10 protein-coding genes and 3 pseudogenes are annotated in these 18,245 nt (G+C 53.8%); 7 read left to right on the top strand and 6 right to left on the bottom strand.

Annotation, left to right across the window (positions count from 1 at the left end; genetic code table 11):
- Nucleotide 1: 1 nt before the first annotated feature.
- Nucleotides 2-3,675, bottom strand: a pseudogene (locus O3W44_RS08620) (SbcC/MukB-like Walker B domain-containing protein).
- Complete coding sequence (gene sbcD, locus O3W44_RS08615) at nt 3,672-4,871, bottom strand: exonuclease subunit SbcD (protein ID WP_269292740.1); 1,200 nt, start codon at nt 4,869-4,871, stop codon at nt 3,672-3,674. Before sbcD ends, O3W44_RS08620 begins: the two are co-directional and overlap by 4 nt.
- Nucleotides 4,872-5,126: 255 nt before the next feature.
- Between sbcD and phoB the strand changes: the two genes are divergently transcribed.
- From phoB to proY, 6 genes and pseudogenes are all read left to right on the top strand, one after another.
- Entirely contained in the window at nt 5,127-5,816 is a 690-nt protein-coding gene (gene phoB, locus O3W44_RS08610) for a phosphate response regulator transcription factor PhoB (RefSeq protein WP_269292739.1), read from the top strand.
- Nucleotides 5,817-5,830: 14 nt separating this feature from the next.
- Entirely contained in the window at nt 5,831-7,144 is a 1,314-nt protein-coding gene (gene phoR, locus O3W44_RS08605) for a phosphate regulon sensor histidine kinase PhoR (protein WP_269292738.1), read from the top strand.
- An 18-nt stretch (nt 7,145-7,162) separates the two neighbouring features.
- On the top strand, nt 7,163-8,083 hold the full coding sequence (locus O3W44_RS08600; RefSeq protein ID WP_269292737.1) for a PstS family phosphate ABC transporter substrate-binding protein: 921 nt from the start codon (nt 7,163-7,165) through the stop codon (nt 8,081-8,083).
- A 179-nt stretch (nt 8,084-8,262) separates the two neighbouring features.
- Entirely contained in the window at nt 8,263-9,366 is a 1,104-nt protein-coding gene (locus O3W44_RS08595; RefSeq protein ID WP_269292736.1) for a cobalamin-independent methionine synthase II family protein, read from the top strand.
- A 390-nt stretch (nt 9,367-9,756) separates the two neighbouring features.
- Nucleotides 9,757-11,075, top strand: a pseudogene (gene brnQ, locus O3W44_RS08590) (branched-chain amino acid transporter carrier protein BrnQ).
- A gap of 67 nt (nt 11,076-11,142) precedes the next feature.
- Nucleotides 11,143-12,495 (top strand): proline-specific permease ProY, encoded by a 1,353-nt coding sequence (gene proY, locus O3W44_RS08585; RefSeq protein ID WP_269292735.1) that lies wholly within the window; start codon nt 11,143-11,145, stop codon nt 12,493-12,495.
- A 407-nt stretch (nt 12,496-12,902) separates the two neighbouring features.
- Here proY and O3W44_RS08580 read toward each other — a convergent pair.
- From O3W44_RS08580 to O3W44_RS08565, 4 genes and pseudogenes are all read right to left on the bottom strand, one after another.
- Nucleotides 12,903-14,167 (bottom strand): annotated as a pseudogene (locus O3W44_RS08580) (histidine-type phosphatase).
- Between the two features lie 12 nt (nt 14,168-14,179).
- Nucleotides 14,180-14,992 (bottom strand): inositol monophosphatase family protein, encoded by an 813-nt coding sequence (locus O3W44_RS08575; protein ID WP_269292734.1) that lies wholly within the window; start codon nt 14,990-14,992, stop codon nt 14,180-14,182.
- A gap of 184 nt (nt 14,993-15,176) precedes the next feature.
- Entirely contained in the window at nt 15,177-16,427 is a 1,251-nt protein-coding gene (locus tag O3W44_RS08570) for a mechanosensitive ion channel family protein (protein ID WP_269292733.1), read from the bottom strand.
- 41 nt (nt 16,428-16,468) lie between these two features.
- Nucleotides 16,469-17,050 carry an ACP phosphodiesterase gene (locus O3W44_RS08565; RefSeq protein ID WP_269292732.1) on the bottom strand — a complete coding sequence of 194 codons (582 nt, stop codon included), beginning with the start codon at nt 17,048-17,050 and terminating at the stop codon, nt 16,469-16,471.
- 105 nt (nt 17,051-17,155) lie between these two features.
- On the opposite strand from O3W44_RS08565, the gene queA reads away from it, so the two are divergent.
- Nucleotides 17,156-18,226, top strand: a complete 1,071-nt coding sequence (gene queA, locus O3W44_RS08560; protein ID WP_269292731.1) for a tRNA preQ1(34) S-adenosylmethionine ribosyltransferase-isomerase QueA — start codon at nt 17,156-17,158, stop codon at nt 18,224-18,226.
- Nucleotides 18,227-18,245 lie beyond the last annotated feature (19 nt).

Genomic DNA, 18,245 nt, shown 5'->3' with positions numbered 1-18,245 from the left:
CTTACAGGCCCGGTAAAACAAGTTTGCTGTAACCCAGCCCATTCATTTTTTGCACTCTGATTTGTACCGGAATGCGCTCTTTCATCGCCTCGACGTGGCTGATAACACCAATGGTTTTACCGCTGGCGTTAAGTGCATCCAGCGCATCCAGTGCAGTATCAAGCGTTTCCGCATCCAGCGTACCGAAGCCTTCGTCGAGAAACAAAGATTCGATGCGTGTTTTGTGACTGACCAGATCGGATAAGGCCAGCGCCAGCGACAGACTCACCAAAAAGCTCTCGCCACCGGAAAGTGTTCGCGTATCTCGTGCCGTATCGGCTTGCCAGGTATCAACCACATCCAGCTCCAGCGCGTCGATGGCCCGGCGCTGCAACAAATAACGCCCGTGTAAGCGATCCAGCTGACGATTCGCCAGCGCCACCAGGTGATCAAGCGTCAGGCCCTGGGCAAAGCGGCGAAATTTATCGCCGCTGGCGGAGCCGACCAGGTCATTGAGCAGGCTCCACTGCGCCAGCGCCGTCTCATCTTGCTCAATCTGTTCCATTAATGCCTGCTGCTGGGCGCGTAAGGCAGCATCGCTGTGCAATTGCTGCTGCGCCTGACCTTGCTGGCTGGCATTGTCGCGCAACGCCAGTCGCAGCGTTTCAAGCTGTTCGGCCAGAGCGTTGATCGAGGCGGGCATCGCAACCGGCTGCGCCTGCTGATGCGCGCTAAGGCGCTGCTGCGCTTCAGCAAGGCGGGTACGCTGCTGCTGGCGCTGCTGATCGAGCTGTTGCAGACGGTTGCGCAGCTGCTCTGCCTCCTGCTCATCAAGCAGGGCAGCACGCAGGCTGGCTTCATCGCTGAAACCGGCAGTCACCCAGGCGTGTTTAAAGGTCTCTTCAGCGTCTGCCAGCCGGCGTGCCAGCGAGGACCGCTGTGTCTCGACGATGGCTAATTGTCCGCTCAGGCTGCTGACCTGCGACTGCACCTGCTGCCAGCGACTTAACGTCTGCGCAAGCTCCGCTTCCGTCTGCTGTAGCCGGGTTTGCATCTGCTGTCGCGCGCTGTTCACGTCACGATCACCAAACACCGCCTGACGTTGCTGACGTATCTCGCACTGTTGCGCCTGCAACCGCGTCAGATGTTGCTGCTGCGTATGCAGGCGCTGCTGTTCAAGATCGCGCCGTTGCTGACAGGCATTGCGTTGAGTTTCCGCGCGCGTCAGTTGCGGTTGCAGGGTAGTAAGCAACTGCTCACTTTCCTGCCAGCACTGCCAACGCTGCTGCTGCGTAGCGAACCAGGCGTCGCGCTCCTCTGCGGCTGGCAGCGTTAATGCCACACTGGCCAGCTGCTGTTGCAGCGCATCGTTTAACTGCTGCCAGCTGGCCTGTTCCTGTTGCATACGCTGCTGTAAGGCTTCGGATGCCTGCTGCTGGTTGGTTAAGGTTTGCTGCGCTAACTGCTGCGCCTGCTGATACTGTTGCCAGGCCTGCTGCTGTTGCAGATAGTTATCTTTAGCCGCCTGGCGTGCCCGTTCAGCCTCATCCTGTGCCTGCATCTGCTGAAGCAGGTGGGTTTCCTGCTCCGTTTGCTCTTGCTGCCAGTTTGCCAGCGCCTGGCTATCATCGAGTTTAAAAGTAAGCGCCAGCTCACTGCTCAGGACCTGCCACTGCTGTTCTAAAGAGGCTACCTGGCGGAGAAGATCGGCGATCTCTTCGCGCAGATTTTGCTGTTGAATCAGTGAATGTTTGACCTGCTCTTTTTTCGCTGTGCCCGCTTCTTTCAGCGTTTCAACCTGCTGTTTCAGTGTTGCCAGCCGTTGCTGATTTTCACTGATTTCCAGTTTGGTGTACGCCTCAACGGCCGGATGGGAGCAGGAGCCACATAGCGGGCAGGGCTGATCGGCTTCAAGCCGGGCGCGATAATCAGCAAGATCGGCGATGTGGCGCTCCAGCGCGCAGATTTTTTCAACGTCTGCCAGCTGCTGGTTTTCACGTTTCCACTCATCGCGCAGGGCGTGCAGTTGTGCCTCAACCTGCTGATGGCTCTTCTCCAGGGCGGTCAGGCGTTGCTGGCGAACGCTGAACTGCTGCTGTAGCGATTGCCACTGAGAAGAGAGCAGCGTTAGCGACTGTCGCGCATCGCGGCTGTTTTGCCGCTGTTGTAGCGACTGGCGTAACGTTTCAGGCGGCCAGGCGTGCTGAAGCGAAGTTAGTGCTTGCTCCGCCTGCTGCATCGCCTGCAGAGCCTGCTGTTCCGCCTGTTGCAGCGGAGCAGCCTGCTGTGCGTGCTGCGCAAAGTCTTGCTGCTGTTGCGTTAACTGTTGCTGCTGCTGTTGATGTTGTTGCGCCAGGGCATTAAGAGCGGCTTCACGCTGCGAGAGCTGCGCGAAGCGTTCCTGCCATAGCGGCAACGATGCGCCCCAGCGAGCCACGTCAGCGAGTTGTTCGCGTCGCGTTTGCTGTGCGGCAATCTCAGTGCGCAATTTTTCATACTGGCTATTTTCCTGATCAAGCGTCTGCTGCGCCTGAAGGCAGAGTTGCTGCTGCTGTTCCCGCTCTTTTGCTGCGCCTGTTCCTGCTGTTGCAGCGTATTAAGCTGCTGATCGAGCGGTATAACCTGCTCTGTCAGGATGTTTTCCTGCTGTTGCTGCTGCTGCCGTGCCTGTTCACAAGCGGTTTGCGCCCCGGTCCAGGATTGCTGCTCGCGCGCCTGATGCTGCAGGGCATCCTGATAGTGTTGGGTAAGCTGGTGCTGGCTGTTGAGTACCTCACGCTGTTCCGCCTGTAGGCCGTCGCGCTGTTGCAGTGTGCTCCGCAGTTTTTCTGCCGGTTCACTGCGCGCCAGGCGTTGACGATCGGCATCAGCGGCCTGCCACGCCTGTTCCGCTGTGTGTAACGCATCGTTGATCTGTTGCACATCACGACTGAACTGTTGCGCCTGTTGCTGCCACTGCTGCTGTTTGTGTGCGTGATCATATTCCGCCGATAACGCTTTTTCTGCTTCAGTAAGCAGGGCGATTTGCTGTTGCAGCGCCGCACGCGTATCGGCATCGAGCAGCGCCATCGCGCCAGCCCGGCTGCGCAGCAGATCCAGCGCGTTTTTTGCCACCTTATGCCGCTCAAAAATCGCCATCGAAATCAGGCCATAAATTTCTGTGCCGGTCAGCTCCTCCAGCAGTTCGGCGCGCTCACCCGCTTTTGCATTCAGAAAGGCCGCAAATTGGCCTTGTGACAGCATCATTGAGCGCGTAAAGCGTTCAAAATCGAGACCGGAGAGTGTTTCAACCATTTTTAGCTTATCGCCAACCTTATCGGCGACAATCTGGTCGTCAGCGCAGCGCGCCAGCTCAACGCGGGGTGCCTGAAGTTTGCCATCGGCGGTGCCGCGTGCGCGGTTTTGGCTCCAGAATGCGCGCCAGGCTTCACCTTTAATTTCAAATTCGACTTCAGCCAGACATTCAGCGCAGTCGCGCGTCATCAACGGATTCTGGCTTTGCGAGATCGCACCAAGACGCGGCGTCTGGTGATAAAGCGCCAGACAAATGGCATCCAGCAACGTGGTTTTGCCCGCGCCGGTTGCGCCAGTGATGGCGAACAACCCGTTGCTGGCAAACGGCTCTTCGCGAAAGTCGATAAACCACTCGCCTTTCAAAGCATTGAGGTTTTTAAAACGCAGCGTGAGGATCTTCATTCGTTCTCTTCCATTTCAGCCAGCGTGCTGCGAAACAGAGTGGTGAGTTGCGCGATCTGGGCATCATCCATCTCGCTGTCTAACGCTAAACGGCGAGCAAAAACCTCTTCCACTTTCAGTTCGCTCAGGGTTTCGTTATCAAGGCGCGCCAGGCTGTTCTGACGAAGCGCCCGGCTGCGGTGCAGCAGCAGCACGTCGACCGGCAATTCAGCCGTTAAGGCTTCAATACGCCGCTGCAAATCGCTGAGATATTCCTGCGTTGTTACTTCGATATCGAGCCAGACCGGTTTTTCCGTTTCTGACGTATGAAAGGCCATCAACTGTTGCTCAATTTGCGCCAGCGAGCCTTTAAGGATCTGCATCGGTTGAAAACAGGGCACGGGCAGTGGCGTGACGCTTTGCAGGCCCTCAAGGGAAAAGTCCACCAGATAGACGCTCTTTTCACTGCTCAGTTCATCAAAACTGAGCGGAATGGGGGAGCCGCTGTAACGGATATGATCGCTGTTCGCAACGCGCTGTGCGCGATGGATGTGGCCCAGCGCAATGTAGTCGGCAGCAGGGAAAGCAGAAGCCGGAAACGCATCCAGCGTGCCGATATAAATATCACGCACCGACTCGCTTTTCGTGACGCCGACAGTGGTTAAGTGGCCGGTCGCAATAATCGGCAATTTCATCTCATGCGCCTGCGCGGCGCTAAAGCTACGTTGATAATGTGCCGTAATCGCCTCAAGCAGGCTGATCTGCTTTTCGCGTCCTGACTGACCGGCGCGGCTGCGCATAATATCGCGTGGGCGCAAATAAGGGATGGCGCACAGCAGCGCGCCCGGTGCGCCCTGGCGATCGTTCAATACCAGCACGTCGCCATCGCCTTGCGGCGTGGCAATGACGCGGGTGTTTAAGCAGGCGAGCAGTTCGCGTGACTCATTCAGGGTGGCAACCGAATCGTGATTACCCGCCAGCACCACCAGCTGGCAGCCGCTCGGCTGAAGCGCCACGACAAAGCGGTTGAACATTTCACGCGCATAGCTTGGCGGTGCGCCAGTATCAAACAGATCGCCTGCAACAATTAGCGCATCGACCTGATGCTGCCCGATTTGCGTCAGCAGCCAGTCAAGGAAAGCCTGATGTTCAGCCGCCCGGCTTTTGTTATAGAAGAACTGCCCCAAATGCCAGTCCGCAGTATGAATGATGCGCATAAAACTCCCTGCCGTTACAAATTGCCCGGCGATTATACCTGTCATGGTCAAAGTTGCAGGTATCCCCTGGCGCTAAGCGAAATTTATTTGCTAAATAGCGGTGCGGTAACGAAAACAGAAAAATGTCGTGCCGCTGTCATAAACCGCTGTTAAAGCCTGATCTTACGGGGTATGTTTTTCATAAAAGTGTCACAAATCTGACGCATAATGACGCCGCAAATCCCAGTGACAGCCGTCATATCAGCAGGAGTAATAATGGCTAAGCGCATTTTGGTTGTGGAAGATGAAGCCCCAATCCGTGAAATGTTGTGTTTTGTTCTGGAGCAGAACGATTATCAGCCAATCGAGGCAGAAGATTATGACAGCGCGGTCGGGAAACTGATTGAACCCTGGCCAGATCTGATATTACTGGACTGGATGTTACCCGGCGGTAGCGGCATTCAATTTATCAAGCATCTGAAGCGCGAAGCAATGACGCGCGAGATCCCAGTCATGATGCTAACGGCACGCGGTGAAGAGGAAGATCGCGTACGGGGTCTGGAAGTGGGCGCTGATGATTACATCACGAAGCCTTTCTCGCCCAAAGAGCTGATGGCGCGCATCAAAGCGGTGATGCGTCGTATTTCCCCCATGGCGGTAGAAGAGGTGATTGAGATGCAGGGCCTGAGCCTGGATCCCTCATCGCACCGTGTAATGTCAGAAACCACGCCGCTGGAAATGGGGCCTACCGAATATAAGCTGTTGCACTTTTTTATGACGCACCCGGAGCGCGTTTACAGCCGTGAACAGCTGCTGAACCACGTCTGGGGCACTAACGTGTATGTGGAAGATCGCACGGTTGATGTGCATATCCGCCGTTTACGTAAAGCACTGGAAGTCTCTGGCCATGATCGCATGGTACAAACCGTTCGCGGAACAGGGTATCGTTTCTCTGCCCGCTACTAAACGGAGCTTTAACCGTGCTGGAACGCCTCTCCTGGAAGAGATTACTGTCCGAACTGGTGCTGGCGTGTCTGCCTGCACTGATCCTTGGTCTGCTGTTTGGCTATTTGCCATGGCTACTACTGATCAGCGTTCTGGCGGTGTTGCTGTGGCATTTTCATAACCTGATGCGCTTATCGCACTGGCTGTGGCTCGATCGCACCATGACGCCGCCGACGGGCCAGGCAAGTTGGGAACCGCTGTTTTACGGCCTGTATCAGATGCAGTTGCGTAACCGGCGACGTCGCCGTGAATTAGGCCATCTGATCAAACGCTTCCGCAGTGGCGCAGAGTCACTGCCGGATGCGGTGATTCTGACTACCGAAGAGGGCACCATTTTTTGGTGTAACGGCCTGGCGCAACAGCATCTTGGCTTACGCTGGCCCGAAGATAATGGCCAGAATATCCTTAACCTGCTGCGCTACCCCGAATTTTCCCGCTATATTCGCCAGCGCGATTTCGATAAGCCACTGACGCTGGTGTTAAATAATCAACACCATATGGAATTCCGCGTCATGCCGTATAGCGAAGGGCAATGGCTGCTGGTGGCGCGTGATGTAACACAAATGCACCAGCTGGAAGGAGCGCGTCGTAACTTCTTTGCTAACGTCAGCCATGAGCTGCGCACGCCGCTGACGGTGCTGCAAGGCTATCTGGAGATGATGAACGATTCGGTAATAAACGAGCGTTCACGGGGCAAAGCATTACACACCATGTCAGAACAGACGCGCCGCATGGATAGCCTGGTGAAGCAGTTGCTCACGCTGTCGCGTATTGAGGCGGCGCCGGTCATTGATATGAAAGAAAAAGTTGATGTGCCGGTGATGCTCAAATTACTGCAACACGAAGCAGAAACCCTGAGCAACGGACGCCATGAAATTCATTTTCACACCGATCCGCATTTAAAAGTCTTTGGCAACGATGAACAGTTACGCAGCGCCATCTCTAACCTGGTCTACAACGCGGTAAACCATACGCCAGATGGTACACGCATTGATATCAGCTGGTTGCGCAGCAAGCAGGGCGCAGTATTTAAGGTGTGTGACAACGGACCGGGGATCCCGCCTGAGCATTTGCCACGCCTGACCGAGCGTTTTTATCGCGTTGATAAAGCCCGCTCACGCGCGACGGGCGGTAGCGGGTTAGGGCTGGCTATCGTTAAGCATGCCCTTAGTCATCACGGTTCACGACTGGAAATCACCAGCATTCCCGATCGGGAGACCTGCTTTACCTTTACGCTGGCATCAAGGTTGATTGTCAGCGCCGGGATGCAGGAGAATGCCGTCCATTAATCGTTAATGGATCTCCTCATGCGCGCGTTTCTTTGCTTTCTTCTTCTACTGTTGCCTGCGGCTTCGCAGGCTCAGCCAGACACGCTTTCTGGCAACCTGAGCAGCGTTGGCTCGGATACGCTGGGTTATCTGATGACGTTATGGGGTGAAGACTTTAGTCGTCAGGCGCCGGGCGTGAATGTGCAGGTACAGGCGTCGGGCTCCTCTACCGCGCCGACCGCCCTGGCAGCAGGTGCTGCGCAACTCGGGCCGATGAGCCGGCCCATGCAGGCTGAAGAGCGTCAGGCATTTGAAGCGCGATACGGTTATCCACCGCTGGCGGTTCCGGTTGCAATGGATGCGCTGGTGGTGGTGGTGAATCAGCGCAATCCACTGCAACACATTGATCCGCGCCAACTCGACGCCATCTTTTCGATTACGCGCTTATGCGGCTCTACTCAGATACCTGCGCACTGGGGCGATCTCGGCGTGAAACAGGCTGACTGGGCCAACCGCAGCTTGCAGCGTTACGGCAGAAATTCAGCGTCCGGAACATGGGGGTTTTTCAAACAGCAGGCGCTGTGTCGAGGCGATTTTCGCAGTGATGTTGCGGAATTCCCCGGATCAGCGGCGGTGGTGCAGGCAGTGGCGCGCAATCCCCGCAGTATCGGCTATGCCAGTTTTGGCTTTCATCTCAGCGGTGTGAAAATGTTATCCATAGTGAATGCCAGCGGAGAAGCGGTCGCACCGGATGTTGAAAGCATCCGCAATGGCCGCTATCCGTGGGCTCGTCCGCTCTATTTGTATGTTAACAAAGCGCCGGATAAACCGCTGCCGCCGCTGGTAGCCGCTTTTCTGCAACAGGTCTTGTCGGCACAAGGCCAGCGTCGCGTCAGTGAAGCGGGTTATTTACCGCTCTCAGACAGCCAAATGGCGCAGGCGCGCGCCGCACTGGAATAAATGTTAATGGCGTCCGGTTCAACTTGAATTTTTTTCATGTGCACTGAATTTTCTTCGGTTGCAGAGGAGAGATTCGCATGTCACTCTTGAGTTAGCCATATAGCCATCCAGATGGCTATAAATAACGAAGCGTAATTGTTTCCTGATGCAACTATGTGTCAGGCGAGCCAGGAGTGAACATGCAAAGACAAACCGCCCCCTTCCGCGCCGATACTGTCGGCAGTTTCTTACGTCCCGCCGCGATTAAACACGCGCGTGAACAGTTCGCCGCAGGCGAGATCGATGCAGCTGAACTGCGTCGTGTGGAAGATGACGCTATTCGTGATGTCGTTGCTAAACAGCGTGAAAACGGCCTGAAGGTGGTAACCGATGGCGAGTTTCGCCGCGCATGGTGGCACTTCGACTTTTTTGATGGTCTGGAAGGCTGTGAACGCTATGAGGCCGAGCAGGGCATTCAGTTTAACGGCGTACAGACCAAAGCGCGTGGCGTAAAAGTGGTCGGTAAACTGGGTTTTGGCGATCACCCGATGCTGGAAGATTTTCGCTTCCTGAAAAGCGTTGCGGGCGACGCCGTGCCAAAAATGACCATTCCAAGCCCAAGCGTACTGCATTTCCGTGGCGGTCGTAAAATGATCGACGCGACGGTTTACCCAGACCTGAGCGACTATTTCGATGACCTTGGGCAAACTTATCAGGATGCCATCAAAGCCTTCTATGATGCTGGCTGCCGCTATTTGCAGCTGGATGATACCGTATGGGCTTATCTCTGTTCAGAAGATCAAAAAGCGCAGATCCGGGAGCGCGGTGACGATCCGGAAGAACTGGCGCGCACCTATGCTCGCGTGCTGAATAAAGCTTTGGAAGGCAAGCCAGCTGATTTGACCGTGGGGCTGCACGTGTGTCGCGGCAACTTCCGCTCAACCTGGATCTCAGAAGGCGGTTATGAGCCGGTTGCTGAAATTTTATTTGGCACGGTGAACATCGACGCTTTCTTCCTTGAGTATGACAACGAGCGTTCAGGTGGTTTTGAACCGCTGCGCTTCATCAAGCCGGGCAATCAGCAAGTTGTGCTTGGCCTGGTCACGACGAAAAATGGCGAGCTGGAAGATCCCGCGCAGGTCAAAGCGCGCCTGCAGGAAGCGGCGAACTATGTCAGCCTGGATCAGATCTGCCTTAGCCCGCAGTGCGGCTTTGCTTCTACGGAAGAGGGCAACAGCCTGACCGAAGAGCAGCAGTGGCAGAAGATTCGACTGGTTACAGACATCGCCAGTCAGGTGTGGTGATGCTGTAAAGTTGTGCAGACAGGCGCGTAAAACGCGCCTTTTGTGCATCTGTAAGCCATTAATTGCTGAAACTTCCCACGCCCTGCGGAAAAAATAGGCACATCATCGTGGGTGCTTCTGCTAAAAATTGGAGCTATTAACTAACTTTCATTTAAAATGCACGATAACCTTCTGGTTTTTCGATCGCGTATTGCCTTTCTTCGCTATAAACGGTCTACTTAGCGCCGTTGTCGATTCATCCCTCTGTGAACAGAAAAAAGCAGCCTAAATCACCTGCGCTTCACCTCACGACGAGCATATTGCGCTAATCCTGGCTGGCAAGTCGTTGTTTTGACGTAGCGAGGAGACAACGCAAACTCAACTTCCACCGCAACATCAATGACAGGCCGTATGACACACCGTTTAACTTCGAAAGATATTCTCGCGCTGGGCTTCATGACGTTTGCCCTGTTTGTCGGCGCGGGCAACATTATTTTCCCACCCATGGTCGGTATTCAGTCTGGTGAACATGTCTGGACGGCCGCGATTGGTTTCCTTCTTACTGCTGTTGGCCTGCCGGTCATCACCGTGGTTGCGCTGGCGCGCGTCGGCGGGGGATTGACGCGCTGAGTTCGCCGATTGGTAAAGTAGCGGGTTTAATACTGGCCACCGTCTGTTATCTGGCGGTTGGACCGTTATTCGCTACACCACGTACCGCTACCGTCTCGTTTGAAGTGGGCATCGCGCCCTTGACTGGCGATGGTGCCATGCCGCTGTTTATCTACAGTCTGGTCTATTTTGCGCTGGTGATCGCCATTTCACTTTATCCCGGTAAGCTGCTGGATACGGTAGGGCATTTCCTTGCGCCGTTGAAAATCGTTGCGCTGACTGTGTTGGGCCTCGCAGCACTGCTGTGGCCAGCAGGCGGCAGCATTCCGGCAACCGCAGATTATCAGCGTGCCGCCTTCTCAAGTGGCTTCGTTAATGGTTATCTGACCATGGATACACTGGGTGCGCTGGTGTTTGGCATTGTTATCGTCAATGCTGCGCGCTCTCGCGGTGTCGAAAATGCCGCGTTGTTGACCCGTTATACTGTGCTGGCTGGCCTGATTGCCGGTGTCGGCTTGACGCTGGTTTACCTCAGCCTGTTTAAACTGGGTTCAGGCAGCGGCGCGCTGGTTGATCAGAACGCGAACGGCGCAGCTATTCTGCATGCTTATGTTCAGCAAACCTTTGGTGGCATGGGAAGCTTCTTCCTGGCTGCGCTGATCTTCGTTGCCTGTATGGTAACGGCGGTTGGCCTGACCTGTGCCTGTGCAGAATTTTTTGCGCAATACCTGCCTTTCTCGTATAAAACGCTGGTATTTATTCTCGGCCTGTTCTCTATGGTGGTGTCGAATCTGGGATTGAGTCATTTGATTCAGATTTCAATTCCGGTGCTGACCGCCATTTATCCGCCATGCATTGTGCTGGTGGTACTGAGCTTCACGCTGAACTGGTGGAACAAAAGCAGCCGTATTATTGCCCCAACTATGCTGGTCAGCCTGCTGTTCGGTATTGTTGATGCGATTAAAACCACGGGATTCAAAGATGCGCTGCCAGCCTTTAGCCAGCACTTACCACTGGCCGATCAGGGACTTTCCTGGCTGCCGCCGTCACTGGTGATGCTGTTAATTGTTGCGGTGGTGGATCGCGTGAAAGGTCGCGAACAGATCTCCGTTCACTCGTAATAGCGAACAGGTTAACTTTCAACCACGGGCTTGCCCGTGGTTTTTTCATTTTCAAGGTATTGTTGTTATGCAAGAAACCAACAAGCTCAAACGCGGACTGAGCACGCGCCATATCCGTTTTATGGCGCTGGGATCGGCGATTGGAACCGGGCTGTTTTACGGTTCCGCAGATGCCATCAAAATGGCGGGGCCAAGCGTCCTGCTCGCTTACATCATTGGCGGTGCGGTGGCTTACATCATCATGCGTGCGCTGGGTGAAATGAGTGTGAATAACCCGCAAGCCAGTTCCTTTTCGCGTTACGCGCAGGACTATCTTGGCCCGATGGCGGGTTACATTACGGGCTGGACCTACTGTTTCGAGATCCTGATCGTGGCTATTGCCGATGTGACCGCGTTCGGTATTTATATGGGCGTCTGGTTTCCTGATGTACCGCACTGGATCTGGGTACTCAGCGTGGTGCTGATCATCGGTGCCGTTAACCTGATGAGTGTCAGAGTATTTGGCGAAGTGGAGTTCTGGTTCTCCTTCTTCAAAGTCGCCACCATCATCGTGATGATTGTGGCTGGTTTTGCCATGATTATCTGGGGTATTGGCAACGGCGGTCAGCCAACCGGCATTCACAACTTATGGAGCAATGGTGGCTTCTTTGCCCATGGCGTGGTGGGCATGCTGCTGTCGTTACAAATGGTGATGTTTGCCTATGGTGGGATTGAAATCATTGGCATTACTGCGGGTGAAGCGAAAGATCCGGCTAAATCAATTCCTCGCGCCATTAATTCTGTGCCGCTGCGTATTCTGGTGTTTTATGTCGGCACGCTGTTCGTGATTATGTCGATCTACCCATGGAATCAGGTGGGCACCTCCGGCAGTCCGTTTGTGCTGACATTCCAGCATCTCGGTATTGCCGCAGCGGCCTCCATTCTGAACTTCGTGGTACTGACGGCGTCACTGTCGGCCATCAACAGTGATGTCTTTGGCGTTGGGCGCATGCTGCACGGCATGGCACAGCAGGGCCACGCACCGAAAGTTTTCATGAAGGTTTCTGCACGCGGCATCCCGTGGGTTACGGTCGTGGTGATGATGTTTGCTATGCTGATTGCGGTCTATCTCAACTATCTGATGCCAGAAAAAGTCTTTCTGGTGATCGCTTCGCTGGCTACTTTTGCTACCGTCTGGGTCTGGATCATGATCCTGCTGTCACAAATTGCGTTTCGCCGCAAAATTGGTAAAGAGGCCGCCGGTAAGTTGCAGTTTGCACTGCCAGGCGGCAGCTGGACCGCCGGGGTTGGCGTGGCGTTTCTGGTTTTCATCATTGGCCTGATTGGCTACTTCCCGGATACGCGTATCTCGCTGTATGTCGGCGTGGTGTGGATTGTGTTACTGCTGTTGGGCTATAAGCTGGTACGTAAACCGGGCTGATGCTTTGTCCTCGCCTCTCAGTATGAGGGGCGAGGCCTATCATTCGCTGTTATCTGATTCAGCAAGAGTGCTCTCATCACCTCTTAACTGACCATTCACATTCAGGCTCTGTCTGGCGAAGTGATGTCAGGCGCGAAGTCTCATCTCTACAGCTTAAAAATAAAGGAAATGATGAGTTGTGCCGCGTTAAAAAATAAAAGCGGCTAACTGTGCCGCCGAAAAAGTGAAAAAAGAAGGATAATATAAAGGGATGATTGACAGGGCTATGCTAATTTAAAAAACATGAGCTGGGAATATTATTAAATAAAATAAGAATGATGCGCATTGGCATGGCGTTAACAGATAACAGCACATTAACGATTAAAAGGTTATTCTTATATTTATCTTAAGGTTAGGCAGTCTGGAATTTATTGCAACGCAACGTCGGGTGGGGCAACTGCGCTAAAATCCAGGTTTTTTCTCATCTGGCTCATGGCGTATTCATAAGGGCAGAGTATACCGACCGCTGTTTTTTACAGCCAGGCTGATGCCACTCCTGACGTAATAAAGGATGCCGGATATTTATCGGCTCTGGTTGACGCAGCGCATCCAGACTTTGTCCCTGGAAATAAACACGCAAATAGCGTTCACCACTTTGCCGATCGCGCCAACGCTCAAAGACTAAACTGCTGCCCGGTGGAATATTTCCGCGCCCGTAGCCGGGTAACTGCCAGTGAAAACCCATCAGCGTTCGCACCATTGCTATATTAGTGTCATGAGCAACCAGTAGCAGCCAGCGCGTAACCGGCGGCTTTTTCTCTGGTTCAAGCGCCTGAAGCATGGCATAAAGCAGCACCGATCCACGACGTTGAGCCATATACAGCACATCATTGCTGAGATCGAAGTTCGCCGTGAGCAAAGGAAACAGTGCCGTAATTTGCGCAGCTGAAGTAATGTTTCCCCAGGCAAGCTTATTAAAAGGCAGGTTTTCGCTGTAGCCTAATCTGAGCGTTTCTACCGTGCTGGCCATCACGCTCAGGCCTTGTACATAGGTATGCCCACTTTTAGTCTGCCGAAACTGCCAGGGCCGATCAAAGAAACTGCACCCGTTGTGAGGGGCGCAGACCGCGTGCTTCAGCAGCGTAATGGTAGGGTGTAGCCTTTGCTGAAGCGCCGCCAAATCACCTGCTCTGGCACGCTTTGCCGCCAGTTCCTGAGCAGGATCGGTTTTGCTTAGCGCAAATTTTTCACTCTGAAAAAGCGGGTCGATACCGCCTGTTGCATAATGCACTGGCACAGAGCAACCGGGAAAGGCACCCTCTGTTAACGCTTCAGCTGTTGCGCGAGTGCGCTGGAGTGGGCTGGCACGGACATAAATCTCAGAGGGAGAAGGGCAGCCAGCAGAAAGCAGCCCCAGCTCACGATAATGTGCCCCCTGCCAGCGTCCTTTATTGACCACGGCGCGGTAGCCGTGAGCGGTAAGCTCGCCGTCAGGCGTTGTCCATCGAGGCCAGGCCCGCTGGGTTGCGGCTTCTGTTTCTCTGCGATTATCAGGCGTCGGTGAACGTACGCCGTGACGACTCAGTTCAACCACTTTTTCCAACTGATACTGCACTTCAGCATGCAGCGGGCAGGCCAGTAAAAAGAAGCCACATCCAGCAAAGGCAGACCAGCGAAAAAAGTGGACAGTCATCAAATACCTCGTTTAGTCGAGCTGCACACTCTCACCAACAAGGGCTTTAATCTGAGCATAAATCGCGGCATTAGCCAGCAACACCGGATTGCCATTTTTTAAGCCATCGTTGCGTAAATAATCATTGGTCATCCCGCCCGCTTCCCGCATTAATACAATGCCAGGTAAACTGTCCCAGGGGCTCATATGGGCTTCGTAATAACCAATTAAACGTCCGGCAGCAGCCCAGGCGCTGGTTAGCGCACCGGAGCCGATACGAATAAACATACCGCCTTGTTGCAGTAAGTCGCTAATCAGGGTCGCCATGCTTTCAGATGGGGTGCGGCTGGAATTACTCAACCCAAGCAGACCTTCATTAAGATGTTGCGCAGCATGTGCCTGTAGGCGGGTCTCATTTAACCAGGCACCTTGTCCGAGGCGGGCATGGAACAGCTCCTGATGATTCGGATCGCACACCACGCCGATCACCGCTTCACCTTCGCACAGCACGGCCAGCGAGACACACCAGTTGTGCAAACCATTAATAAAACAGGCAGTACCATCAATCGGATCGACCACCCAGGCGTAAGTGGCGCCCTGGGTATCGCCGCCGCTCTCTTCACCTAATACGGCATCGTCCGGAAAGCGTTCAGCAATTAACGTCTTAATCAGATCTTCAACATTGCGGTCAGCCTCGCTGACGACGTCCTGGAGATCCCTCTTATGTTCCACCACCAGTTTTTGACGCTGTTGATACCAGGAGTAAGCCCGGCTGGCCGCCGCACGGGCGATTTCGCAGGCATAACGGTAGCGCGCGTCTGTTTCAGAATGCGAAGCGGATGACATCTTTCCCTCTTATGATTTTAAGACAGTTCGAACAATTGAAACGCCTGTTCAGGCGCTCTGGCTGTGTGTCTTGCTTAACCAAAGTTAAGAAAGACTTCATTAAGCCGCAGATGTGCAGCGAAGGCAAGAAGGGGAGAAGAGCGTCCGCACGCTTTTCTTAGCGTACGGACGGATGCGGGAGAAATTATGGGTTCGCTTTACCTATCAAACGCATATCGTTGCCGGTTGGGGCCTGATGTACGCGCAGACCAAAGGCGGGCAACACCGCGAAAACATGGTCAAAAATGTCGGACTGAATGTTTTCATACTCTTTCCACACTGTGGTGTTAGTGAATGCATAGATTTCAATCGGCAAACCCTCCTGGCCTGATGCTAACTGACGCACCATCAGCGTCATGCCTTGATGGATCTGCGGATGATCTTTTAGCCAGTTTTCCAGCCAGACGCGGAACGTGCCGACGTTTGTCAGGCGGCGACCATTAAGCGGTGAAGTCAGATCGCAGCCCAACTGGCTATTCCAGGCTGACAGCTCTTGCGTTTTGCGTTCAAGATAAGGCGACAGCAAATGGGCGCTTTTGAGCGTTTGCATATCTTGCTCTTCAAGAAAACGGATGCTGGTGGTGTCGATATGAATGCTGCGCTTAATACGGCGTCCACCGGATTCAGACATACCGCGCCAGTTTTTGAATGAATCTGAAATCAGGGCATAGGTTGGAATGGTCACAATGGTGTTGTCCCAGTTCCGCACTTTCACCGTGGTCAGGCTGATATCAGTCACCGCACCGTCAGCGCCATATTTAGGCATTTCCAGCCAGTCATTCATTTTCAGCATGTTATTAGCAGATAACTGAATACCGGCGACCAGGCCCAGAATAGGATCTTTAAACACCAGCATCAGCACGGCGGTCATCGCACCTAAACCCGTGATAAGCACGCCCGGTGATTTACCTAGCAGAAGCGAAATCACCATGATGCTCATCAATATGGCTGCAATCAGCTTAAGGCTCTGAATAATACCGCGCACCGGCATCTGCTGTGCTAACACGCTCTCACTGCTTAACTGATGCAAAATATCCAGCAGAGAGAAGAACATCAGCAGCGCGAAAATCATCATCCACACCTGCGCCACGACGATCAGTACCGTGTAGATCTGCTCGGTGTTGTGCAAAAAAAGTTCGGTTTGCAACTTAAACAGCACGCCTTGCATCAGCCAGACAAACCGGCTAAACAAGCGATTATGAATCATCGCTTTTGGCCACCGGTGACGGCTTTGTTCAGCATGACGACGCAGCTGGGGCAGCAGTGCGTGGTGCAGAATGAGGTGAGTCAGTACGGAAATCAGAATGATGGCCGCCAGCACAATCAACAGGGCGGCGGTATCTGTGTAATGTTGCAGGCCAGCTTCTTTAAGCCAGCGGATTACTTGCTGCTGCATAACTATTCCCTAAGGTGAGGCATAAAAGTTAAAGCTTAAAATTAGAGTTGTTGGGATTGCGCCAGGTTGATCAGACGTGGGTAAAACTGAAAAAACAGCGTTTCAAGGGCAGAATAGTGTTCATTAAAATCATTATAAGAGTCGCGCAGCGCCGCAAGGCGAGGACGACGGCTCGCCATGCCGTGTAATACAGTTTTCAGGCGCGCCGGCTGCGCATAATGTTCAAACCAGCGTTCGCGCCACATAACGCTGTTTAATGATTGAAATTCCACCGGCGTTCCGCGCAGCTGCGGCACAATTTCCTGCTCCGCAGCTGCGGAGAATTGCGCCAGCGTCAGGGTCGGATGAAAAGATGACCAGTGACGCGCCAGAAAATGATCCCAAATAACATCAAGCGTTATCGGCGCAACGCGATAAGTTTCAGGGCGGAACAGCTGGCGCGCTTCGCGCACTTCTGGCAGCGAATCGGTCATGACGTCCAGACGGCGATGCATCAGAATACCGTCCGCAATGGGCATTGACCAATGCTGGCGCGGATCCCCGCGTACGAAATCGGCCATGAGATTGCCAAGCAAAGAGCTGCCGGCTAACTGGGCCAAATGAAGGTGGGCTAAAAAGTTCATGGCACATTATAGGCTGAACTGCCTTTGTGCAGCCAGTTGTTCAGAATTGTTCGATTTTCCGCTAAACTGTGCCGCCTGTTTTTTTGCCTGAGAAAGAAGTCTTGCATGCGTGTCGCCGATTTTGCTTTTGAGTTACCTGAATCCCTCATCGCCCACTATCCGCAGGCGCAGCGCAGCGGGTGTCGCTTACTGTCGCTGGATGGCCCGAGCGGTGCGCTGACGCACGGCGTATTCACTGATGTGCTGGATAAGCTTAATCCAGGCGATCTGTTGGTCTTCAATAACACGCGCGTTATTCCGGCGCGGGTGTTTGGGCGCAAAGCAAGTGGCGGCAAAATTGAAATGCTGGTTGAGCGCATGCTCGACGACAAGCGCGTGTTAGCGCACGTACGGGCTTCCAAGGCCCCGAAACCGGGTGCAGAACTGCTGTTAGGGGATGACGAAAGTGTCAAAGCAACCATGGTGGCACGTCACGATGCGCTGTTTGAAATCGCCTTCGAAGATGACCGTGCGGTGCTGGATATTCTGAACAGCGTCGGCCATATGCCGCTGCCGCCGTATATCGATCGTCCTGACGAAGAGACGGACCGCGAACTTTATCAAACGGTCTACAGTGCGCGTCCCGGAGCGGTTGCTGCCCCCACCGCTGGCCTGCATTTTGACGAGCCTTTATTACAGGCATTGAAAGAGAAGGGCGTTGAGATGGCCTTCGTTACGCTGCATGTCGGCGCGGGTACCTTCCAGCCGGTGCGCGTAGAAACCATCGAAGATCACCACATGCATGCTGAATATGCCGAAGTGCCGCAGGAGGTTGTTGATGCGGTACTGGCGTGTAAAGCACGCGGTAATAAAGTGGTGGCTGTTGGCACAACGTCGGTTCGCTCCCTGGAAAGCGCCGCGCAGGCCAGTAAAGATGCGCTGATTGCACCGTTTTTCGATGATACGCAAATTTTTATCTATCCGGGCTATTACTATCAGGTAATCGACGCGTTGATTACTAATTTTCACTTGCCTGAATCGACCCTGATTATGCTGGTTTCGGCCTTTGCCGGCTATCAGCACACCATGGCAGCCTATCACGCTGCTGTTGCTGAACAATATCGTTTCTTCAGTTATGGCGATGCGATGTTTATCAGCAAAAACCCACAGGCACCGCAGGAAAAGGTCGGTGCCTGATTTTTAACTCAATCATCAG

The sequence above is a fragment of the Pantoea sp. LMR881 genome, assembly GCF_027157825.1.
Classification (GTDB): Bacteria; Pseudomonadota; Gammaproteobacteria; order Enterobacterales; family Enterobacteriaceae; genus Pantoea; species Pantoea haifensis.
This window is presented reverse-complemented; position numbering and strand designations above follow the sequence as displayed.